Raw genomic sequence first — 19959 nt, 5'->3', positions numbered from 1 at the left:
TGGAGTAGGAAATGCCCGATACCCGCAAGGATACGGAACTCAGCAATCCCCAGAGCAGCAAGCCGCCGCTCGATCCGCACCTGAAGGCACTTGAGAACGAAGCGATCCACATCTTCCGTGAGGTCGCTGCCGAATTCGAACGTCCCGTCATGCTCTACTCGATCGGCAAGGATAGTTCCGTCCTGCTGCATCTGGCGCGCAAGGCGTTCTATCCGGGCCGCGTCCCCTTCCCGCTGCTGCATGTCAATACCGGCTGGAAGTTCGCCGAGATGATCACCTTCCGCGACAAGATCGTGAAGGAATACGATCTCGACCTGATCGAGCATATCAATCCGCGCGGTGCGGCCGAAAACATCACGCCGTTCACCTACGGCTCGGCCCGCTATACCGACATCATGAAGACCGAAGCGCTGCGCAATGCGCTCGACGCCGGCAAGTTCGACGCTGCCTTCGGCGGCGCGCGCCGCGACGAGGAAGCCAGCCGCGCCAAGGAACGCATCTACTCGTTCCGCACGCCCGACCATCGCTGGGATCCGCGCAACCAGCGCCCGGAGCTCTGGAACATCTATAACGGTCAGATCCGCCAGGGCGAAAGCGTTCGCGCCTTCCCGCTGTCGAACTGGACCGAGGTCGATATCTGGCGCTACATCCAGGCCGAGAACATTCCGATCGTGCCGCTCTATTTCGCTGCGAAGCGCCCCTTCGTCGAGCGCGACGGCATGATGATCGATGCGACCGATCCGCGTCTGGAGCTGTTGCCCGGCGAAACGAAGCAGGAGGATTACATCCGCTTCCGCACGCTCGGCTGCTTCCCGCTGACGGGCGCCATCCGCTCGAACGCCACCAGTCTTGAAGAGATCATCGCGGAGCTGGAAATCGCTACGGTTTCCGAGCGCCAGGGCCGCGCCATCGACCGTGACCAGTCCGGCTCCATGGAAAAGAAGAAGCGTGAAGGATATTTCTGAGATGACCGCAGCAAACCTCGCCAACGCCGTTGCCCAGCCCGCAGCAGAGCCCGTTGCGGCCCTGCGCGACACGCGGCCGTTGCGCCTCATCACCTGCGGTTCCGTCGATGACGGAAAGTCGACGCTGATCGGCCGCCTGCTCTGGGATACCAAGGCAGTCAAGGAAGACCAGGCAGCGACCCTGCAGCGCGATTCCACCGGCAAGCAGAACGATCTCGGCCTGCCCGACTTCGCCCTGCTGCTCGACGGCCTGCAGGCCGAGCGCGAACAGGGCATCACCATCGATGTCGCCTATCGCTACTTCTCGACCGACAAGCGCTCCTTCATCGTTGCCGATACGCCCGGCCACGAGCAGTATACCCGCAACATGGCGACCGGCGCCTCGACCGCCGATCTCGCCATTCTGCTGGTCGATGCCCGTGCCGGCATTCTCGAGCAGACGCGCCGCCACGCGACGATCGCCTCGCTGATGGGCATCAAGCAGTTCGTGCTGGCGGTCAACAAGATCGACCTGACGAATTACGATCGCGCCGGCTTCGACAAGATCACCCACGAATTCAAGGAATTCGCGCTGTCACTCGGCGTCAAGCAGATCACCGCGATCCCGATGTCGGCGCTGAAGGGCGAGAATGTCGTCTATTCCGGCCAGGCAGCGATGCCCTGGTATAACGGCCCGACGCTGGTCGAGACGCTGGAGCTCGCCAGCGTGCGCTCGGGACAGTCGACCGGCTTCCGCCTTTCGGTCCAGCGCGTGTCGCGCCCGGGCGAAAGCTTCCGCGGCTATCAGGGCACGGTTGCCGGTGGCTCGGTCAAGCCGGGTGACAGCGTCATGATCCTGCCGTCGGGCATGGTCGCCAATGTCTCCAAGATCGTCACCTTCGACCTGGTGCGCAATGCCGCCGTGACCGGCGACGCAATCACGCTGGTTCTCGACCGCCAGGTCGATGTTGCCCGCGGCGACATGATCGTCTCGATCGACGCACAGCCGCAGACCGGCATCAACTTCGACGCCCAGATCGTGGCGCTGCAGCCCGAGGGCATCGAAGCCGGCAAGCGCTACTGGCTGAAGAGCGGCAGCCGCCGCCAGCGTGTCCAGGTGCAGCCGATCGCGCAGCTGGAACTGAAGTCCGGCGCCTGGGCTCCGGCCGACCGCCTCTACATGAACGCCATCGGCAAGGTCCGCCTGGTATTCGACGAAACGGCGATCTTCGACCCCTATGAGCAGAACCGCGCATCGGGCTCGTTCATCCTGATCGATCCGGAGACCAACAACACGGTTGCCGGCGGCATGGTGAGCGGCAAGCGCAGCGACGTCAGCGGCCTGCACGGCGGCGACGCCCGCGTCATCCTCTCGCTGCCGGCCGATCTCGCCGAGCAGATCATGGCAAGCGAGCTCTTCGCCAGCCGCAGAGACGAAGCACATGTGCAGCGGATGACCGCCGCAGAAGCCGCCGATCTCTGGAAGAATGCCGCCAGCGATATCTGAGCGGCATTCCGGAACGGATAAGACCTGCGATGACCGGCCATTGTTTTGGCCGGTCATCGAGAGCGTTTCTCAGACATGAGATTTCTGAAGCGCGGCCTATAGTTCGCCCGTGTCTTCCCGAACCTTCAGGATGCGGTCGATAAGACCCCATTCCAGCGCCTCCTCCGCCGTCATGAAGCGGTCGCGATCCATCGCGCGCTCGAAGTCTTCGTAGGAACGCCCGCAATGTTCGGCGTAAAGCCGTGTCATGCGGTGCTTGGTCTTCTGCATTTCCTCCGCATGGATCAGCATATCCGACGCCTGCCCCTGGAATCCGCCCAGCGGCTGGTGAATGTGGATGCTGGCATTAGGAAGCGCCGTGCGTTCGCCCGGCTGGCCGGACATCAGCAGGAACGAGCCCATCGACCGGGCGGTGCCCATGCACAGCGTATGCACGGGGGCACGGATGTAATGCATGGTGTCGTACATGGCTAGGCCGCTGGTCACGACGCCGCCCGGCGAATTGATATAGAGATGGATCGGCTTTCTGGGGTTTTCCGCTTCCAGAAACAACAGTTGCGCGCAGACGAGCGCCGAGACGGTATCGTTGACCTCGCCATTGAGGAAGATGATCCGCTCGCGCAGCAGCCGGGAGAAGATATCAAAGGATCGCTCCCCGCGGCTGGACTGTTCGACGACCATAGGGACGAGTTGCATCGCTTCGCGCATCGGCGACCTCCAGGCTTTCAGATTTTGAGGGGGGAAGGCTCGCCGTCAGGCGGCGAGCATGAGCAGCGGGCTGTTGCTGTTTGCCGGCGCTCTGGTCATTTCATCGAGCCTCGCGTCCGTGAGCTCGTGGACGATCCGCAGGCACGTGCCGCCATCGGCATTCGGGGTGAGCGTGAAGGTCACGATACTTTCAAGGAAAGGCGGCGTGTCGTCGCGCAGCCTGTAGCGAACCTGCTCACCGGGGGTGACCGATATCGCATCGGGATCGGCCAAGGATTCCTTCGGCAACCACCTTTCCCTAAGTTCGCGAATGGTGACGGCGCGCCAGACCTTTTGTGGCGGATCGCCGAGGTCGAACTCCAGCTCGATGCCGCTCTCCTGCTCGCTCACCTGCGCTTCGCTCATTGATCCATGTCCTTCAGCAAGACTTTGAGTGCTGCGATACGGTCCGGCCAGTAGGCGCGGTATTTCGCCAGCCACTGGGCGATGAGAGCCAGCCCATCGGGATCGACCTCGTAGATCACGAACCGCCCCTGCCGCTCTTCCCTGACGAGCCTTGCGCTGCGCAGAACCGCGAGGTGCTGCGACATCGCCGGCTGGCTGATCTCCATGCCCTCGCGCAAGGCGCTGGCGTTCATGCTGCCTGCCGCCAGCTTTTCAAAGATCGCGCGGCGGGTCGGGTCTGCCAAAGCCCGGAAGAAATCGTTCTCTATCATGCAAACACATAAGCACGCACTTATGCGATTCGCAAGCGATTTCGCGGCAGGTTTCTGGCGGTGTTATGGAGATAGCGTCTAGCGGGTGGAGCCGCGCTCGACGATCTTGAAGCCGAAATCGACATGGGCTTCGTACGGCTCTTCCTCGCGGACAGCCTTCAGCAGCATATCGGCGACGCGGTGGCCGATATCGTAGCGCGGGATGCTGACCGTCGTCAGCGCCGGTTCGCAATGGATCGCGTAATCGAGATCGTTGAAGCCGCAGATGCCGATATCCTCGGGGACGCGCAGGCCGCGTGTCCAGCATTCGAGAAGCGCGCCGACGGCGAGGTCGTCGCTCTGGCAGAAGACCGCGTCGACATCCGGCGCGACCTCCACCAGCTTGCTGAAGAGCTCGCGTCCGGCGCCGATGCCGATTGCACCCACCTGGCTTGCGACCAGTGCCTCGTCGAAACAGCCGGCTTCGCGCATGACATCGGCATATCCATCGAAACGGCGGCGCGGGCGGGTATCGCGGCGGCAGCCGACGAAGGCGATGCGGCGGTAGTTCTTCGACAGCAGCATGCGGGTGGCGGCAGCACCCGCCGCATAGTGATCGACGGCGGCGACCAGGCCCTCGGCCTTCTGGCTGGAATCGACGATATGGGCAACGGGGCAGGCAGCGGCGCTCAAAAGCGGCGCCAGCGCATCGTAATATTCCGCACCGGCAACGATGATGCCGGCCGGCTTCTGCGCCAGGAAGGATTTCAGCTGGTTCATTTCCTGGTCGGGATCATAGAGCGTATTGGCATATTGGACGCGCAGGTCCGTCGCCCGCAGGCGATCCTCGATGCCGCTCATGATATCGGTAAAGGAGTGCTGATGGAGGGCCGGCGTAATGACGCCGACGACGCCGCTATGACGGCTGGCGAGCGCGCGGGCCGCGAGGTTCGGGACATAGCCCATCTCATCTACGGTGCGCAGGATGAGCTGACGCAGATCTTCGGAAACGATCTCCGGATTGCGCAGTGCCCGGGAGATGGTGATGGGACTGACGCCCACCTTCTTTGCGACATCGCTCAATCTGACATGCGCTGAGCGCTTGCTTTCCCTACCCGGCACTTCATTCCCCATTCCGGCATTACACGCTGCGACCCCCTCCCCCTTCGACTCGCAGATGCCTTTGTGAAGAGAAATTAAATTAGAGTCCACTAACCCTTTTGCTTTTGCGACGAAAGGCTAAGCAAGGGGCTGCGTTTGCAGCGCTTTTAGATACGCTCGCGGCGCGGGATTGGATCACCAGCCGTGGGAAACTGTCTAGATTCTCTAAAAATAGACAGTTTGGAGATGATGGAGCGGCCGCAGCGCTCACTCCATGGCGACCAGCAGCTCGCCGCTTTCGACCACTTCGAACATCGAACTGTCGATCAACCTGACGGCATCGCCTTCGGCGGTGCACCAGAACCGCGCGCCTGGATAGCGGCGCACACCGGCTGCCGTCTGCGTCACGATCAGATGGCGGCGCTCATAGAGCCTGACCGGCAGACCGTTGCTGTCGATACAGGCCCGCTCGCTGATCGTCTCGACCGTCTTCTCGCCGTCCATGTCCATGAGGATGCACTCGCAAAGCCATAAAAGAAAAAACCCCGCCGGAGCGGGGTTTTCGGCTGGTCGGAGTGGCAAGATTCGAACTTGCGACCCCCACGTCCCGAACGTGGTGCGCTACCAGACTGCGCTACACTCCGTGACCAGCGGCGCCTCTATAGAACGGCCCATCTTATTGCGCAAGCGCCAAATTTCAAAAAACTGACGCATTTTTTCGAGGCTCGCGAATGGCCGCTTGGGACGCCATGAACTGCAACAAAAAGCCACACCGGCCGCAAATTTCGCAAATGCGAATGAAGGGCAATTTTCTTTTGCCGGGTTCCGCGCTAAAGCGCTTTCCGGGACAAGCGGAAACCGCTCGGACATAGCGATTCCCGCCGTCGAATGCGCGACAATTCAGGGACGATACATATGAAACTCCGCACCTTTGCCGCGGCCGGGCTCGCTATTGCGCTTGCCGGCTGCACGACCATTCCTTCTGCCGGCGATCCCGTTTCCGCACGCTGGAACGGCCAGTCGGCCGGAAAGTTCTTTGCTGCCTACGGCCCGCCGCTGAGCGACGCCGAAAACGGCTCCTCCGTCGTCTACACCTGGAAGGGCGGCTACAAGACCGTGCGCGTTCCGGCGAAATATGCCGAAGGCGACAACGGCAAGCGCGGCAAGCAGACGGCACCGGCCCGCACCATGTACCTGCGCTGCCAGGCCGAAATCACCACCAACTCCGACTACACGATCCGCAGCATCCGCACGGTCAACGACATGCCCGGCGAAAGCGGCAAGTCCTACTGCGCCGAATTCCTGGCCCCGGCCCAGCCGGCAGGCTGATCGGGATCAGCGATCGGGTTTGATGCAGGCGGCCGAGAGGCCGCCTGTTTTCGTTTGTGGCATCGGATTGCGTGTACATACAAATTGTCATAACATTCTTTAGACATGTTTGAATGGGACGATGAGAAGAACCGGCTGAATATCGAAAAGCACGGTGTCAGCTTCGACACCGCCTGCCGGATTTTCGATGGCTTCATCTTTACCGTCCGGGATCGGCGCTTTGACTATGGCGAAGTCCGGGACATCAGCATCGGCAAGGTCGGCGAGCTTACCGTGCTGACGGTGGTGCATACCGACCGGAACGGCGTCACGCGCCTGATCTCCGCGCGGGCGGCAAGCCGGTCCGAAAGGAAACGATATGGCGACGAAATACAAAAAAGAACTGAGCGCTGAAGAACTGGCTGCGATGCCCGACGAGGATATCGACTTCAGCGACATTCCGGAGCTGGATGATGCCTTTTGGGAGAAGGCGGAGCTCGCCGGACCGGATCGCACGCAACCGGTGACGATCCGCGTCAAGAAATCGGTGCTCGATGCTTACAAAGCGCTCGGCAAAGGCTACCAGACGCGCATGAACGCGGTGCTGGAATCTTATGCGAAGACGCTGAAGAGATAGTGGCTGGGGCGCCAGGATTCGAACCTGGGAATGCCGGTACCAAAAACCGGTGCCTTACCGCTTGGCGACGCCCCACCAGAGCTTTTGCGGAAGCGAGGCCTGATTAGCAAAGGTGGTGGCGCGTCACAATCACTAAGTTCGGCGGGCCAGCATATTTCTGTGCGCGCGGGCGGCAGGCGTGGTAGGTCTTCGGGCGAGATATGAATGCCTGCCGGAGTTGCCATGAGCCAGTACCGTGCCCGCCCGCCTGCCCTTGCGACGCTGCTGCTTGACGATGCCGTGGTGCGCATCACCCGCTGGGACTTCGAGCCGGGGGCCGATACCGGGGTGCACACGCATGGATACGGCTATGTCGTGGTGCCGATGACGGATTGCGCCTTTCTGATCGAGGAAGGGGCGGAAAGCCGCCGGGTGGATATTGCCAAGGGTGCCGCCTACCGGCGCGAGGCGGGTACCGAGCATAATGTCGTCAATGCCGGCGATCAGCCGATGTCCTTCATCGAGATCGAATACAAGTAGATCATGCCGAGCCCGCGATTCGACCTGAGTTTCGACCCGGCCTATGGCACGCCCGTTGCCGTTGCGCCCGGCATCCAGCGGCTGACGGCCAACAATCCGAGCCCTTTCACCTTTCACGGCACCAACAGCTATATCGTCGGCGCGGGCGATACCGTTGCCGTGGTCGATCCGGGGCCGGAGAACGATGCGCATTTCGAGGCGCTGATGGCTGCGCTCGGCCAACGGCGCGTCTCGCATATCCTGATCACCCATACGCATCGCGACCACTCGCCGCTTGCGGCGCGGCTGAAGGCGGCGACCGGCGCGCCGACCGCCGGCGAAGGGCCGCACCGGGCCTCGCGGCCGCTTCATGCGGGAGAGGTCAATCCCTTCTCGGAGAGTTCCGACATGGGTTTCGTGCCGGATATTCCGCTCGCCGATGGCGACGTGATCGAAGGTGACGGCTTTGTTCTCAGGGCGATCGCGACGCCCGGGCATGCGGCCAATCACCTGGCTTTTGCTCTCGAGGGTAGCGACATCCTGTTGTCCGGCGATCACGTAATGGCATGGGCGACCTCGATCGTTGCGCCACCGGACGGATCGATGGCCGATTACATGGCTTCGCTCGACACGCTGATTGCCCGGCGCGACCATCTGCTGTTGCCCGGCCACGGCGGCCCGGTGAAACACCCGCTGACCTTTCTAAGAGCGCTGAAGACGCACCGGCGTATGCGCGAGCGGGCGGTTCTGGAGCGGATCAAGACGGGAGACCGGAAGATCGCCGACATGGTGAAGGCGATCTACCGCGATACCGATCCGCGGCTCCATGGGGCGGCGGCGCTTTCGGTGCTGGCGCATATCGAGGATCTCGTCGAGCGCGGCAAGGTGGAGACCAACGGCCCGCCGTCGCTGACAGGCGATTACTGGGTGGTCAAATGAGCGGGCCGAGGGATGCCTACAGCTTTCGCAGTGATGCCGGCGTTCCCGCCTTTCCCGATGATCAGCCGCTGATCATCTTCGACGGCGAATGCATCTTCTGCTCCGGCTGGGTGAAGTTTGCACTGAAGCACGACAAAGCCCGGCGCTACCGGTTTCTGACGGCGCAATCGCCGCTCGGCGAGGCGCTCTATCGGCACTACGGGCTGGACAGCCGCGATTACGAGACCAACATCTTCATCGACAGGGGCGTCGCGCATTTCAAGTCCGACGGCTCGATCCGGATGATTGCCGGGCTCGGCTTTCCCTGGTCGCTCGTCACCGTCTTCCGCGTCCTGCCGCGGGCGCTTGCCGACCGGCTCTACGAATTCATCGCCCGCAACCGGCTGCGGATCGCCGGGCGCAGCAGCAGCTGTTTCGTGCCGACGGCCGAAGTGAGGAGCCGTTTTCTGGGATGACAAGCAGCGGGCTTCGCGTGCTCATCATAGGCGGTTACGGCACCTTCGGCAGCCGATTGGCGCGGCTGCTGAAAGACGATCCGCGCTTTCGCCTGATCATCGGGGGCCGGTCGCTAGAGAAGGCTCGTGGATTTGCGGCGGAGCTCGGCGGTCAGGCTGAGGGCACGCGGTTTGATCGCGATGCGGAGCTGATCCCACAGCTGACGGCGCTGATGCCATCGGTCGTCGTCGATGCATCCGGCCCGTTTCAGGCGATGGGAGAGGATCGTTACCGGGTGGCGGAAGCGGCGATCGCGCTCGGCATCTCCTATCTCGATCTGGCCGACAGCCGGGCCTTCGTTGCCGGGATCGGCGCCCTCGATGCGGCGGCTCGGGACCGCGATGTCTTCGTGCTGTCGGGGCTCAGCAGCTTTCCGGCGCTCTCCTTCGCGGCAGCGGAAATGCTTGCCGCCGAATTCAGTGAGGTCACCGGCGTCAGTGCGGGCATTGCGCCCTCCCCGCGTGCCGGCATCGGGCTCAATGTCATCAAAGCGATTGCTAGCTATGCCGGGAAGCCTGTGCCGATGACGAAGGACGGGCGGGTGCAGGATGGCGTTGGCCTTGTAGATTTCAGGCGGATGGTGATCGCGCCGCCTGGGGCCGTGCCGTTGCGTGCGCGGGATTTTCTGCTGGCGGATGCGCCGGATCTTGCGCTGCTGCCGATGCGCTTTCCGGGGCTGAAGACCGCGTTCACCGGCGCGGGAACGGAGCCGCGCTGGCTGCAATCGCTGCTGCGGCTGGCGGCGCGGATGGTGCGTTTCGGGCTGCTGCCGTCGCTTTCGCCGTTTGCCGCGTTCATCCATGCCGCGAGCCGCCGTCTTGCCTTTGGCGAACATCGCGGCGGCATGTTCGTATCGGTCGAGGGCAAGGGGCTTGATGGTGGGGACTATCGGGCCGATTGGCATCTGATCGCCGAGGGCGATGATGGGCCGTTCATTCCGGTGACCGGCGCGGCGGCGCTGCTGCGGGCGCTTGCGGATGGCCAGCGGCCGGGCTCCGGGGCGCGGCCGGCGATCGGCGAAGTGCCGCTATCGGCATTCGAGGCGGCATTCCGGCCGCTGGCGATCCGGACCGGGATACGGCGGCATCGCGCTGGCGATCGCGATCTGCCGCTTTATCGGCGGGTGCTGGGCGATGCCTGGGCTGCATTGCCGCCGGCTGTCGCGGCGATGCATTCCGTCAGCGGCGGCGAATACCGCGTGTCCGGCCGGGCGCGGGTGGAGCGGGGCAAGGGGTTGCTTGCTTCGATGGTGGCCGCGGTGATCGGCTTTCCCAGGGCGGCGGAGGATATTCGCGTCAACGTTACTTTCACCGTCGAAGACGGGCGGGAGACATGGCTGCGCGATTTCGGCGGGCGGCGGTTCTTGAGCCGCCAGCTTGAGGGCACCGGGCGGCATGCGCATCTGTTGGCGGAAGAGTTCGGGCCGGTCCGTGTCTATATCGCGCTCGTGCCCGAGAGCGGGCGGATGCGCCTGGTGACCCGGGGATGGCAGATATTCGGCGTAACTCTACCGCTGTTTCTCGCACCGGATGGCGATACGTTCGAGGAGGAGCGCGATGGGCGCTTTCATTTCCATGTGGAGATCGGCGGACCGCTGACCGGGCTGATCGTGCGCTATACCGGCTGGCTGATGCCCGATTAGCCAGCGATGCCGAGGAGCTCTGAATCCAGCGCTTCCAGGAACTGGTCGGCGAGGGCGGCACTGAAGCCGAGATCGTGCGGGCCGTAGCGCGAGGCGACGCGGATATCGACGAAGGTGGTCTCGGCCTCTTCGCGCAGGCGGATGATGACATCGAAGCGCAGGCCGAGAATGAGGGTCTTGTCCTCGCCCTGCAGGGTGACGCCATTGGCGCCGCGGATCAGCTTGGCAACATCGTCGTCATAGGGGCGCGGGGTCGGCACCGGCACCTGATCGGGCGCTTCGGCCACGGCATCACCGGCGCCGGGTGCCGGCGGCTTGGCGGGCACGTCTTCGAGATCGCGGCCGGGATCACTGGCATCGCTGGTCTTGGTGATGACGATGCCATTCTGGCGGGCGACTTTCTTGACGGCTTCCAGAACGCGGTCAATGGCGCCTTCGTAGCGGCGGCCCGTCAGTTCGGGATAGGCTTCCAGCTGCTTTTCGCGGTCGGCGCCAGTTACTTCGGGGCTGCGCTTCATCCAGATCTGGTCGGCATGCGGCTGGGAAAGCCATTCCGGCGCCGAGACGAGATCGGTGGAGACATCGTAGATCTCAGGCAGCGTGAAGTAGCGCTCGACGGCGAGACCGCCGAAAGCCAATGGTGCCGCGGCAAAGATGATCGCCTTCAGCGCGTCGAGGCCGCCTTCGGCGCCTGTCAGCCACAGGCTTCTCAGGCCGACGAGCGCCAGCAGCACGGCGAGCGCAGCACATCCGGTGGCGACGAGAACGAGCAGCACCATGTAGGGCGTGGCGAGGCCGCCGAAGCGATGGGCGGCGAGCACGGCCACCCAGAGGACCAGCGCAAACGCTCCGAAGCGCCGCGCGAAGCGGGCCGAACTGGAAACGGGGCGGTCGAAACGGATGGCCATCAAACTTACCGGTTATACGCGGGCACACGCCCGTCGCGGACACGCGAAGCACCCACACCTTGTTTATGGCAAGATTCGCCTAGTTTTTGAAACTGTTGTCTCTCGTCAGCGCCGCCAATCCACCGAAAGGCGGAGATGGCATTTATGAGCGACATCTGATATGCCGTAAAATGGCCATTCTGGCGGGCTTTCATGCTACCGGGAGGTTTGAAGCATGCTTAAGGCAAAAGCATGCGCGTTTCAGGAGAAGAGCCATGCTTTCACCGGAAATGACCGAAAGACAGCAATCGCCGGCGCTCGGTGCCGTCGATTCATCAGAACCCTTCCTGCCGATGGAGCTTCTTGAACTGGAGCTCTCGCTGGAAGGCTATAATGGCGGCGAAGCAGGTTTCTGCGAAGCCGTGCGCACCGCTGCCGGAAAGGCTGGCGGAGAGTTCCTTTTCGACCTGCCTGCAGCCGGCCTGATCGAGGACTGCCGCCGCATCGCGGTGCTGCGGGTTCCGACATCGAGCGACGACATGCGGGTGGTGCTCGCCGTGCTCGACCGTGACGGCGTCGAGATCCGGATGCAGGCGCCCGACGAGGATACCGTCCATCTGGTGCGCTTTGCCGATGCCTTCATCGAAGTGCTGGAACGAATCTGACTGCAGCCGCGTTGTCTCAGGCTGTTGATGCGGTGTTGACGCGGGCTCGCAAATCGCCTCATGTCCGGACGACCGTTTCACGCACCGGAGACTGTACCATGCGTCTTTCCGCCCTCTCACTCACGCTCGCTGCCCTGGCGATCGGCCTTTCGGCCTGCCAGACGATGACGCCTGAAGAGCGGCGCGCGGCCGATGAGCGGCAGTGCCTGAGCTACGGTTTCAAGCCGGGCACCAACGGTTTCGCCACCTGTCTGCAGCGCATCGATCTCGACCGCCGGGCCGATGCCCGCGCCTTCCGCATCCAGGCGGACGAGAACTTCGACGACTTCATGGCCGGGCCGCGTTACTACCCGCGCTACTATTACCGCCGCTAGAATTGACCTGCCTCAGTGGCCGCCGTTGATGGCGGCCTGCGCTGCCGCCAGCCGTGCGATCGGCACGCGGAAGGGCGAGCAGGAGACGTAGTCGAGGCCGATCCTTTCGCAGAAATGGATCGAGGCGGGATCACCGCCATGTTCACCGCAAATGCCGAGCTTCATGTCGTTGCGGGTGCGCCTGCCGCGCTCGGCGGCAATGCTGATCAGCTCGCCGACGCCATCGAAATCCAGCGAGATGAAGGGGTCATGCTCGATGATGCCCTTGCGCTGGTAAGTGGGGATGAAGGCCGAGGCGTCGTCGCGCGAGATGCCGAAAGTGGTCTGCGTCAGGTCGTTGGTGCCGAAGGAGAAGAATTCGGCGGCCTCAGCGATCGTATGGGCGCGCAGGGCCGCGCGCGGCAGCTCGATCATCGTGCCGACGAGATAATCGATCTTCATGTCGGCTTCGGCCATGACCGCCTTGGCGATCGTATCGATGCGTTCCTTGACGTAATCGAGTTCGGAGCGCAGGCCGACCAACGGCACCATGATCTCGGGGACGACGGCGGCACCGGTTTCGTGGGCGGCGGCGACCGCGGCCTCGAAGATGGCGCGGGCCTGCATCTCGACGATTTCAGGATAGGAGATCGCCAGGCGGCAGCCGCGATGGCCGAGCATCGGGTTGAACTCGTGCAGCGCATCGACGCGCTGGCGCAGGGCATGAGGCTCCATGCCCATGGCCGCCGCCACATCGGCGATTTCCTCATCCGACTTCGGCAGGAATTCGTGGAGCGGCGGATCGAGCAGGCGGATGGTAACCGGCAGGCCGTGCATGACGTTGAACAGGCTGGTGAAATCCAGCCGCTGCATCGGCAGCAGCTTGTCGAGCGAGGCGCGGCGGCCCTTTTCGTCTTCCGCCAGGATCATCTCGCGCATCACATGGATGCGGTCGCCCTCGAAGAACATGTGCTCGGTGCGGCAAAGGCCGATGCCTTCGGCACCGAAGGAACGGGCGGCGCGGGCATCGGCCGGCGTATCGGCATTGGTGCGCACGGTCATGCGGCGGACGCGATCCGCCCAGCCCATGATGCGGCCGAAATCGCCGGAGAGTTCCGGCTGGATCATCGGCACTTCGCCCTTCAGCACCTGGCCGGCAGAGCCATCGATGGTGATGATATCGCCCTTCTTCAGCGTGACGCCGACGCCGATCAGGCGTTCGTTGCGCAGATCGATACGCATCGTGCCGGCGCCGACGACGCAGGGGATGCCCATGCCGCGGGCGACGACGGCGGCGTGGCTGGTCATGCCGCCGCGGGTGGTGAGAATGCCTTCGGCGGCGTGCATGCCATGGATATCTTCCGGGCTGGTCTCGACGCGCAGCAGGATGACCTTGCGCCCCTCCTCCTCCGCCGCAACCGCCTCTTCGGCAGTGAAGACGATGGCGCCGGTCGCCGCTCCCGGAGACGCCGGCAGGCCACTGCCGATCACCTGGCGCTGGACGCGCGGATCAATGGTCGGGTGCAGAAGCTGGTCGAGCGTCGAGGGCTCGATGCGCAGCACCGCTTCCTCTTCGGTGATCAGCCGCTCATCGACCATATCGACGGCGATCCGCATGGCGGCGCGGGTGGAGCGCTTGCCGGAGCGGGTCTGCAGCATCCAGAGCTTGCCGCGCTCGATGGTGAACTCGATGTCCTGCATGTCGCGGTAATGTGCTTCGAGCTCCGAACAGATGCGGGTGAGCTCGGCAAAGGCCTCGGGCATCAGCTTTTCGAGCGACGGGCGCTCCGAACCGGAATTCAGCCGCCCCTCCTCCGTGATACTCTGCGGCGTGCGGATACCGGCGACGACATCCTCGCCCTGGGCATTGACCAGGAACTCGCCATAGAAGGACTTTTCGCCGGTCGAGGGATTGCGGGTGAAAGCGACGCCGGTTGCCGAGGCATTGCCGAGATTGCCGAAGACCATCGCCTGGATGTTGATCGCCGTGCCCCAGACTTCCGGAATATTGTGGAGCATGCGGTAGGTGACGGCGCGCGCGCTCATCCAGCTGGCGAAAACGGCGCCGACGGCGCCCCAGAGCTGGACTTCCGGCTCCTGCGGGAAGGCTTCGCCGAGCTCTTCTTCGATGATATCCTTGTAGAGCGTGACGATATGCTGCCATTCGGCGGCAGTCAGCTCGGTATCATATTCGTGGCCGAGCCTTGCCTTCTCGTCCTCGAGGATTTCCTCGAAGACCTCGTTATCGAGGCCCATGACGACATCGGCATACATCTGGATGAAGCGGCGGTAGCTATCCCAGGCAAAGCGCGCGTCGCCGGCATCGTGGCCGAGCGCCTGCACCGTCTCGTCGTTGAGGCCGAGATTGAGCACCGTATCCATCATGCCCGGCATCGAGACGCGGGCGCCGGAACGGACGGAGAGGAGAAGCGGATGGGCGGTATCGCCGAAGCGGCGGCCGGTCGCCTTCTCGATTCCTTCGAGGCCGCTGCGGATCTGCTCCTTCAGGGCGTCTTCGAGCGTGCGGCCATTCTTGTAATAGGTGGTGCAGGCATCGGCGACGATCGTCAGGCCGGGCGGAACGGGAAGTCCCAGCGCGCACATTTCGGCAAGATTGGCGCCCTTGCCTCCCAGAACGTCCCGGTCGCGCGCACGGCCTTCCGCCTGCCCGTTTCCGAACGTATAGACCAGCTTGGACATCTTCCCCCCGTCTCATTCTCCGGGACCACCTTAATCCCTTGGTCCGGAAATGAAAATCGACAAATACGGCAAAATGTTGCACCGCACAATGAATGCGGGACATCAAACCGTTTTAATGAGGGAAGCGCATAAAAAAAGCTTTGCGGGACTGCAACAACGGTCCCGCAAAGCCTTATTTCCGTCCAGCCAGGAAAACTGGACGGGGGGTCCACCTATGCCATCAAGCCCGGTTTTTGCCCTCGTCCCGGACCGTCTAGCAGTATCCAACATGCGCGACGGAGCTCACTTTTCAGCAATCTCTTTATTCGCTAGGACAACTTCTAATGCAAAAGCAAGCTGAAAGCATCACCCAATTGGGTTAAGGTTTCCGCCAGACCCGTACTTTTTTGGGGTTTTCTTGAAAAGCTATTGTTTTCAAGCGGTTTCGCGCAGACGTTCGGCCGTCTGAAGGTCGACGGATACAAGCTGTGAGACGCCCTGCTCTGCCATCGTCACACCAAATAGGCGATTCATGCGGGCCATGGTGATCGGATTGTGAGTGATGATCACGAATCGCGTTTCCGTCGAAGCGGCCATCTCATCCATCAGGTTGCAATAGCGCTCGACATTGTGATCGTCGAGCGGCGCGTCCACTTCGTCCAGCACGCAGATCGGCGCCGGGTTGGTGAGGAACACCGCAAAGATCAGCGCCATGGCGGTCAGCGCCTGCTCGCCGCCGGAGAGCAGCGTCATGGTCTGAGGCTTCTTGCCGGGCGGTCGCGCCAGGATTTCGAGGCCGGCTTCGAGGGGATCGTCGGATTCGATCAGTTGCAGCTCGGCAGTGCCGCCGCCGAAAAGGTGGGTGAAGAGGCGCTGGAACTGGCCGTTGACCACGTCGAAAGCGGCGATCAGCCGCTCGCGGCCTTCGCGGTTCAGGCTCTGGATCGCGCCGCGCAGCTTGCGGATGGCGTCGATGACGTCGTCGCGCTCCTTGATCAGCGCTTCGAGTTTTTCGCTGAGCTCTTTCTGCTCTTCCTCGGCCCGCAGGTTGACGGCGCCGAGACGCTCGCGCTCCATCTTCAGGCGCTCGAGATCACGCTCGACTTCGCGCGGATCCGGAATTGCCTGCATCGGCTGAAGGCCGGTGAGGCGGAAGGCTTCGTGCGGGGCGACGTTCAGCGCCTCGCGGATGCGGCCTTCGCTCTCCTGCCGTTTTTCGCGGGCGGAGACGAGACGCTCTTCGGCGCGGCCGCGGCGCTCGCGGCTTTCGGCGAGTTCCGACAGCGCGGTGGCGGCCTTGTGGTCGGCATCGCGCTGGACGAGCTCGGCTGCGGCAAGCAGATCGGCGGCGTTGCGGCGGGATTCGTCGGCCTTCTGCAGCTCGCTCAGCAGCGCCCGGCGCTTGTCGTCGAATTCATCCGGCGCCATTTCCAGCTCGGCGGCTTCGTCGCGGGCTTCTTCCTCGCGGTCGCGGAGCGTTGCGATATGGTCTTCGGCGCTGGCGGCGCGCTGCCGCCAGGTTTCGCGCTCCTGGCCGATCGCCACGATGCGGCGCTGGCGGGCGTCGTTTTCGCGGTTCAGGCTTTCGTGGCGGGCGCGGGCTTCGGCAGCAAGGCCACGATCGGTCGCGACTTCGACCTGCTGCAGGCGCAGCCGCTCGTCGATCGCCGTCAGATCGGGCGCGTCTTCCAGCTCGATGCGGGCATTCTCTTCCTGGATCGAGAGGTCTTCCTGCTGCGACTGCAGCTGGCTGACGGCCTCGGCAACGACATCGCGGCGGCGCACGAGATCGCCGGAGGCGCGCTCGGCGGCGGCAAGCGCATCACGCGCTTCGGCGAGATGACGGGCCGACAGGCGGCTCATGTCGCGAGCATCGTTGAGGCGGCGCTCCTCGCCGCGAATGCCTTCGGCAGCAGCGGCAAGCCGCTCCTCGGCTTCGGCCAGAACATCGCGGGCGAGCGAGACTTCGTTCTCCAGTTCCGCAAGGCGGTTCTTCTGGGCAAGGCGGAGGGCGGCGGCGCTCGGCGCATCGGCGCCGGTGACATGGCCATCCCAGCGATAAACGGCGCCTTCCTTGGTGACCAGGCGCTGGCCGGGCTTCAGATCGCGCACGAGGCGGCGGGCATCGGCTTCGACAACGAGGCCGATCTGCTTCAGGCGGCGCGTCAGGGCGGCGGGCGCGCGGACATGGTTCAGGAGCGGCGCGGCGCCCGCGGGCAATGCGGGGTCAGCGGCGCCATCGCCGTTTTCGGACCAGTGGGCCGGCGCCTTCGGATCAAGCGGCGATTCCAGATCGTCGCCGAGTGCGGCACCAAGCGCCGTCTCGAAACCGCGGTCGACGCGCAGCTCTTCGGCAACCGGCGGGAACTCGCCTGCGGCGGCACCGGCAGCCAGCATGCGCTGGATGGTGCGGGCTTCGGTCTCCAGACCATTAAGCTTGGCGCGGGCTTCATCGACCGGGGCACGCGAAAGCGCCTCGGTGCGGCGGGCTTCGGCGAGCGCCTGTTCGACCGCCTGGATCGCAGCTTCGGCCTCGGCAACGGCGATCTCGCCCGCCTCGACCATCGCGCGCTTCTCCTCGGGATCGGGAAGCGCCGAGACCTTTTCCTCGATGGCGGAGAGTTCGCGGTTTGCCTCGTCCATCTGGCGCTCGAGGCGCATCTTGCGATCGGCGAGATCGCGGATGGCGCGTTCCAGCTGGTTGCGGCCGGCGGCAGCTTCGGCGCGCTCGGCGGTCAGCGCGGTGAAGATGCGCTCGCTGTCCGACAGCTTGGCGGCGGCTTCCTCGAAGGCTTCGCGAAGCTCATCGGCGTGGCGGCCGGAGTCTGCGAGGATCTCGGTGATATCGGCCTCTTCGGCATCGAGGCGCGCGAGGATTTCGGCATTGTCCGAGACAAGACGCTCTTCGCGGCGGATGTCCTCGGCAAGCTGCGTCAGGCGGCGGGTCAGCTCGTCGCGGCGGCGCAGGATGCGGTTGGCATCCTCTTCCAGCTGCGTCTTGGCGATCTGCAGGCGCTGCAGGGCGGCGGCAGCGCGCGCCTCGGCATCGCGCAGCTCCGGCAGCTTGAGGCTGGCGATGCCCTGAGACTTCGCCGCCTCCATCTGGATCTGCGCTTTCTCGGCGACGACGACGGTGGCCTGGTTCAGCGCGCTGTCGGCCTCGGCTTCGGCTTCCTTGGCCTGCACCCAGCGGATATGCAGCAGCATCGCCTCGCGGGCGCGGATATCGGCAGACAGCGTCTTGAAGCGGTTTGCCTGACGTGCCTGACGCTTCAGGCTCTCGATCTGGCTTTCGAGCTGCGAGGTGACGTCGTCGAGGCGCTCGAGATTGCTTTCGGCGGCGCGCAGGCGAAGCTCGGCTTCGTGGCGGCGGGAATGGAGACCAGAAATGCCAGCCGCTTCTTCCAGCAGCTGGCGGCGGGCCTGCGGCTTGGCGGAGATCAGCTCGCCGATGCGCCCCTGGCCGACCATCGACGGCGAGCGGGCGCCGGTCGAGGCATCGGCAAACAGCAGCTGCACATCCTTGGCGCGGCTTTCCTTGCCGTTGATGCGGTAGATCGAGCCCTGCTCGCGCTCGATGCGGCGGGTGACCTGGATTTCGTCGCTGTCGTTGAAGGCGGCAGGCGCGGTGCGCTCGCCATTGTCGAGGTAGAGGGCGACTTCGGCGGTGTTGCGCGCCGGGCGGTTGCCGGAGCCGGAGAAGATGACGTCATCCATGCCGGATGCGCGCATGTTCTTGTAGGAATTCTCGCCCATCACCCAGCGGAGCGCCTCGACAAGATTGGACTTGCCGCAGCCATTCGGCCCGACGACGCCCGTGAGGCCGCGCTCGATGATGAATTCAGTCGGTTCTACGAAGGATTTGAAGCCGACAAGGCGGAGCTTGTTGAACTTCATGCCGTATTCTCCCCTTCTCCCCTCGGGGAGAAGGTGGCTCGAAGAGCCGGATGAGGGGGCCGCACACGAGAGGTCCCTATCGAAGAACGGCGTAGGGACACCTTGAAGCTTGCGCTCCGTGGCCCCCTCATCCGCCCTTCGGGCACCTTCTCCTCGCGGGGGAGAAGGGAAAACGCGTAATAAAAGACGGGCGCGCGGCTTTCGCCGCCGCCCGTCAGATCAAAACGGTACGGTTCAGAGCAGGCTGTCGATAAGTGCCGACATGGAGTCAACCGTCATGTCCCCAGCGTAACGCTTGCCGTTGATCAGGAAAGTCGGCGTGGCGTTGACACCGAACTCCTTGGAGCCCCTTTCCCGGGTCGCGTTCACTTCATCCAGAAGCTTCTGGTTCGTCAAGCACTTCGTAAAGCTATCCTCACTAAATCCAGCGAGTTTGGACATCTGCAGAAGTGCGGCGCGGCGATCGTCGGCGGCAGCCCAGGTTTCCTGCTGCTTGAAGAGCATGGAGACCATCGGGAAATACTGTTCCGGCGTGCTGAGCTTCGTCGGGTCAGAGGCGTTGCAGCGCGCCAGCATGAAGGCGGCGGCGGCGGCCGGATCGAAGGGGAACTCGCGGATGATGAAACGGACCTTGCCCGTTTCGACATACTTCTTCTTGATCTCGTCGAAGGTGGTGTTGTGGAAGTGGGCGCAATGCGGGCAGGTCATCGACATGTATTCGACGATCTTGACCTTCGCATCTTCCGGGCCGAGTGCCATTTCCGGCAGCTCGCCGGGCTTCAGCACCGCTTCCATATCGACATCGCCTTCCGGCTGCGGCATTTCAACCGCTGCATGGGCCGCGGTGGAGAGCGCGAGCGTCGCGGTCGCTGCGGCGACACCGCTCATGAGCTGGCGCTTCGTCAGTTGCATTTCAGAAAGCTGCATGGGTTCCCCATAAACAAAAGTGGCGGCTGCATCTGCGATATAACGGCCAATGGCCGCGAACAAGGCACGCTTGGCCA

The 19959-nt window shown here is 63.7% G+C and carries 20 protein-coding genes and 2 tRNA genes; 11 read left to right on the top strand and 11 right to left on the bottom strand.

Annotation, left to right across the window (positions count from 1 at the left end; genetic code table 11):
• Positions 1-11 precede the first annotated feature (11 nt).
• Both cysD and cysN read left to right on the top strand, forming a co-directional pair.
• Entirely contained in the window at positions 12-965 is a 954-nt protein-coding gene (gene cysD / locus ACODR6_RS05555) for a sulfate adenylyltransferase subunit CysD (protein ID WP_112712761.1), read from the top strand.
• Between the two features lies 1 nt (position 966).
• A complete protein-coding gene (gene cysN / locus ACODR6_RS05550; RefSeq protein WP_112712763.1) occupies positions 967-2451 on the top strand; it encodes a sulfate adenylyltransferase subunit CysN in 1485 nt (494 codons plus the stop codon).
• Between the two features lie 96 nt (positions 2452-2547).
• Here the strand turns inward: cysN and ACODR6_RS05545 are convergent, their stop codons facing one another.
• The 6 genes from ACODR6_RS05545 to ACODR6_RS05520 all read right to left on the bottom strand — a co-directional run bounded on the left by ACODR6_RS05545 (position 2548) and on the right by ACODR6_RS05520 (position 5599).
• Positions 2548-3159, bottom strand: coding sequence for an ATP-dependent Clp protease proteolytic subunit (locus ACODR6_RS05545; RefSeq protein WP_489021336.1), 612 nt, complete (start codon positions 3157-3159; stop codon positions 2548-2550).
• A gap of 45 nt (positions 3160-3204) precedes the next feature.
• Positions 3205-3564: an SRPBCC family protein gene (locus ACODR6_RS05540; protein ID WP_489021334.1), complete on the bottom strand. Its 360-nt coding sequence runs from the start codon at positions 3562-3564 to the stop codon at positions 3205-3207.
• Entirely contained in the window at positions 3561-3875 is a 315-nt protein-coding gene (locus ACODR6_RS05535; RefSeq protein WP_130278842.1) for an ArsR/SmtB family transcription factor, read from the bottom strand. Before ACODR6_RS05535 ends, ACODR6_RS05540 begins: the two co-directional genes overlap by 4 nt.
• Positions 3876-3953: 78 nt before the next feature.
• On the bottom strand, positions 3954-4988 hold the full coding sequence (locus ACODR6_RS05530) for a LacI family DNA-binding transcriptional regulator (RefSeq protein ID WP_413711133.1): 1035 nt from the start codon (positions 4986-4988) through the stop codon (positions 3954-3956).
• A 234-nt stretch (positions 4989-5222) separates the two neighbouring features.
• Positions 5223-5465: a hypothetical protein gene (locus tag ACODR6_RS05525; protein WP_112712773.1), complete on the bottom strand. Its 243-nt coding sequence runs from the start codon at positions 5463-5465 to the stop codon at positions 5223-5225.
• A 57-nt stretch (positions 5466-5522) separates the two neighbouring features.
• Positions 5523-5599, bottom strand: a tRNA-Pro gene (locus tag ACODR6_RS05520).
• Between the two features lie 271 nt (positions 5600-5870).
• On the opposite strand from ACODR6_RS05520, the gene ACODR6_RS05515 reads away from it, so the two are divergent.
• The 3 genes from ACODR6_RS05515 (at position 5871) to ACODR6_RS05505 (ending at position 6900) form a co-directional block, all read left to right on the top strand.
• Positions 5871-6284, top strand: coding sequence for a hypothetical protein (locus ACODR6_RS05515; RefSeq protein WP_130278879.1), 414 nt, complete (start codon positions 5871-5873; stop codon positions 6282-6284).
• A gap of 105 nt (positions 6285-6389) precedes the next feature.
• Positions 6390-6677, top strand: coding sequence for a BrnT family toxin (locus tag ACODR6_RS05510; protein WP_489021330.1), 288 nt, complete (start codon positions 6390-6392; stop codon positions 6675-6677).
• Positions 6643-6900 (top strand): BrnA antitoxin family protein, encoded by a 258-nt coding sequence (locus ACODR6_RS05505; protein WP_199626379.1) that lies wholly within the window; start codon positions 6643-6645, stop codon positions 6898-6900. Before ACODR6_RS05510 ends, ACODR6_RS05505 begins: the two co-directional genes overlap by 35 nt.
• Here ACODR6_RS05505 and ACODR6_RS05500 read toward each other — a convergent pair.
• Positions 6901-6975: transfer RNA gene (locus ACODR6_RS05500), tRNA-Gln, on the bottom strand.
• Positions 6976-7122: 147 nt separating this feature from the next.
• Between ACODR6_RS05500 and ACODR6_RS05495 the strand changes: the two genes are divergently transcribed.
• The 4 genes from ACODR6_RS05495 to ACODR6_RS05480 are packed head-to-tail and all read left to right on the top strand — an operon-like array spanning position 7123 to position 10474.
• The gene (locus tag ACODR6_RS05495) at positions 7123-7419 is read left to right on the top strand and encodes a cupin domain-containing protein (protein ID WP_112714318.1); all 297 of its coding nucleotides are present in this window, start codon (positions 7123-7125) and stop codon (positions 7417-7419) included.
• Between the two features lie 3 nt (positions 7420-7422).
• Positions 7423-8337 (top strand): MBL fold metallo-hydrolase, encoded by a 915-nt coding sequence (locus tag ACODR6_RS05490; protein WP_489021327.1) that lies wholly within the window; start codon positions 7423-7425, stop codon positions 8335-8337.
• Positions 8334-8792, top strand: coding sequence for a thiol-disulfide oxidoreductase DCC family protein (locus tag ACODR6_RS05485; RefSeq protein WP_489021324.1), 459 nt, complete (start codon positions 8334-8336; stop codon positions 8790-8792). The genes ACODR6_RS05490 and ACODR6_RS05485 overlap by 4 nt, the downstream gene beginning before the upstream one ends.
• Positions 8789-10474 (top strand): saccharopine dehydrogenase family protein, encoded by a 1686-nt coding sequence (locus tag ACODR6_RS05480; RefSeq protein WP_489021322.1) that lies wholly within the window; start codon positions 8789-8791, stop codon positions 10472-10474. Before ACODR6_RS05485 ends, ACODR6_RS05480 begins: the two co-directional genes overlap by 4 nt.
• Here the strand turns inward: ACODR6_RS05480 and ACODR6_RS05475 are convergent.
• Complete coding sequence (locus ACODR6_RS05475; protein WP_489021320.1) at positions 10471-11382, bottom strand: DUF1499 domain-containing protein; 912 nt, start codon at positions 11380-11382, stop codon at positions 10471-10473. The two genes, ACODR6_RS05480 and ACODR6_RS05475, sit on opposite strands and share 4 nt — an antisense overlap.
• A gap of 254 nt (positions 11383-11636) precedes the next feature.
• On the opposite strand from ACODR6_RS05475, the gene ACODR6_RS05470 reads away from it, so the two are divergent.
• Both ACODR6_RS05470 and ACODR6_RS05465 read left to right on the top strand, forming a co-directional pair.
• Positions 11637-12026 (top strand): hypothetical protein, encoded by a 390-nt coding sequence (locus ACODR6_RS05470; RefSeq protein WP_112712787.1) that lies wholly within the window; start codon positions 11637-11639, stop codon positions 12024-12026.
• A gap of 98 nt (positions 12027-12124) precedes the next feature.
• On the top strand, positions 12125-12400 hold the full coding sequence (locus ACODR6_RS05465) for a hypothetical protein (protein WP_112712789.1): 276 nt from the start codon (positions 12125-12127) through the stop codon (positions 12398-12400).
• A gap of 12 nt (positions 12401-12412) precedes the next feature.
• On the opposite strand, the gene ppdK is transcribed toward ACODR6_RS05465, so the two are convergent.
• From ppdK to ACODR6_RS05450, 3 genes are all read right to left on the bottom strand, one after another.
• Positions 12413-15079 carry a pyruvate, phosphate dikinase gene (ppdK, locus tag ACODR6_RS05460; protein WP_489021317.1) on the bottom strand — a complete coding sequence of 889 codons (2667 nt, stop codon included), beginning with the start codon at positions 15077-15079 and terminating at the stop codon, positions 12413-12415.
• 414 nt (positions 15080-15493) lie between these two features.
• Positions 15494-18955 (bottom strand): chromosome segregation protein SMC, encoded by a 3462-nt coding sequence (smc, locus tag ACODR6_RS05455; RefSeq protein WP_489021315.1) that lies wholly within the window; start codon positions 18953-18955, stop codon positions 15494-15496.
• A gap of 234 nt (positions 18956-19189) precedes the next feature.
• Entirely contained in the window at positions 19190-19882 is a 693-nt protein-coding gene (locus ACODR6_RS05450) for a DsbA family protein (protein WP_199626362.1), read from the bottom strand.
• Between the last annotated feature and the right edge of the window lie 77 nt (positions 19883-19959).

The organism is Rhizobium sp. FG96 (assembly GCF_057808655.1).
The sequence above is the reverse complement of the archived record's forward strand: the minus strand, read 5'-3'. Positions and strand labels throughout refer to the sequence as shown.

What these genes read in the sequence shown, in the direction of transcription:
- ppdK (WP_489021317.1), bottom strand. Translation starts at nt 15,079, where the DNA reads ATGTCCAAGCTGGTCTATACGTTCGGAAACGGGCAGGCGGAAGGCCGT.
- ACODR6_RS05490 (WP_489021327.1), top strand. Translation starts at nt 7,423, where the DNA reads ATGCCGAGCCCGCGATTCGACCTGAGTTTCGACCCGGCCTATGGCACG.
- ACODR6_RS05510 (WP_489021330.1), top strand. Translation starts at nt 6,390, where the DNA reads ATGTTTGAATGGGACGATGAGAAGAACCGGCTGAATATCGAAAAGCAC.
- ACODR6_RS05465 (WP_112712789.1), top strand. Translation starts at nt 12,125, where the DNA reads ATGCGTCTTTCCGCCCTCTCACTCACGCTCGCTGCCCTGGCGATCGGC.
- ACODR6_RS05515 (WP_130278879.1), top strand. Translation starts at nt 5,871, where the DNA reads ATGAAACTCCGCACCTTTGCCGCGGCCGGGCTCGCTATTGCGCTTGCC.
- ACODR6_RS05480 (WP_489021322.1), top strand. Translation starts at nt 8,789, where the DNA reads ATGACAAGCAGCGGGCTTCGCGTGCTCATCATAGGCGGTTACGGCACC.
- ACODR6_RS05505 (WP_199626379.1), top strand. Translation starts at nt 6,643, where the DNA reads ATGGCGACGAAATACAAAAAAGAACTGAGCGCTGAAGAACTGGCTGCG.
- cysD (WP_112712761.1), top strand. Translation starts at nt 12, where the DNA reads ATGCCCGATACCCGCAAGGATACGGAACTCAGCAATCCCCAGAGCAGC.
- ACODR6_RS05540 (WP_489021334.1), bottom strand. Translation starts at nt 3,564, where the DNA reads ATGAGCGAAGCGCAGGTGAGCGAGCAGGAGAGCGGCATCGAGCTGGAG.
- ACODR6_RS05450 (WP_199626362.1), bottom strand. Translation starts at nt 19,882, where the DNA reads ATGCAGCTTTCTGAAATGCAACTGACGAAGCGCCAGCTCATGAGCGGT.
- ACODR6_RS05495 (WP_112714318.1), top strand. Translation starts at nt 7,123, where the DNA reads ATGAGCCAGTACCGTGCCCGCCCGCCTGCCCTTGCGACGCTGCTGCTT.
- ACODR6_RS05485 (WP_489021324.1), top strand. Translation starts at nt 8,334, where the DNA reads ATGAGCGGGCCGAGGGATGCCTACAGCTTTCGCAGTGATGCCGGCGTT.
- cysN (WP_112712763.1), top strand. Translation starts at nt 967, where the DNA reads ATGACCGCAGCAAACCTCGCCAACGCCGTTGCCCAGCCCGCAGCAGAG.
- ACODR6_RS05545 (WP_489021336.1), bottom strand. Translation starts at nt 3,159, where the DNA reads ATGCGCGAAGCGATGCAACTCGTCCCTATGGTCGTCGAACAGTCCAGC.
- smc (WP_489021315.1), bottom strand. Translation starts at nt 18,955, where the DNA reads ATGAAGTTCAACAAGCTCCGCCTTGTCGGCTTCAAATCCTTCGTAGAA.
- ACODR6_RS05525 (WP_112712773.1), bottom strand. Translation starts at nt 5,465, where the DNA reads ATGGACATGGACGGCGAGAAGACGGTCGAGACGATCAGCGAGCGGGCC.
- ACODR6_RS05470 (WP_112712787.1), top strand. Translation starts at nt 11,637, where the DNA reads ATGCTTTCACCGGAAATGACCGAAAGACAGCAATCGCCGGCGCTCGGT.
- ACODR6_RS05530 (WP_413711133.1), bottom strand. Translation starts at nt 4,988, where the DNA reads ATGGGGAATGAAGTGCCGGGTAGGGAAAGCAAGCGCTCAGCGCATGTC.
- ACODR6_RS05475 (WP_489021320.1), bottom strand. Translation starts at nt 11,382, where the DNA reads ATGGCCATCCGTTTCGACCGCCCCGTTTCCAGTTCGGCCCGCTTCGCG.
- ACODR6_RS05535 (WP_130278842.1), bottom strand. Translation starts at nt 3,875, where the DNA reads ATGATAGAGAACGATTTCTTCCGGGCTTTGGCAGACCCGACCCGCCGC.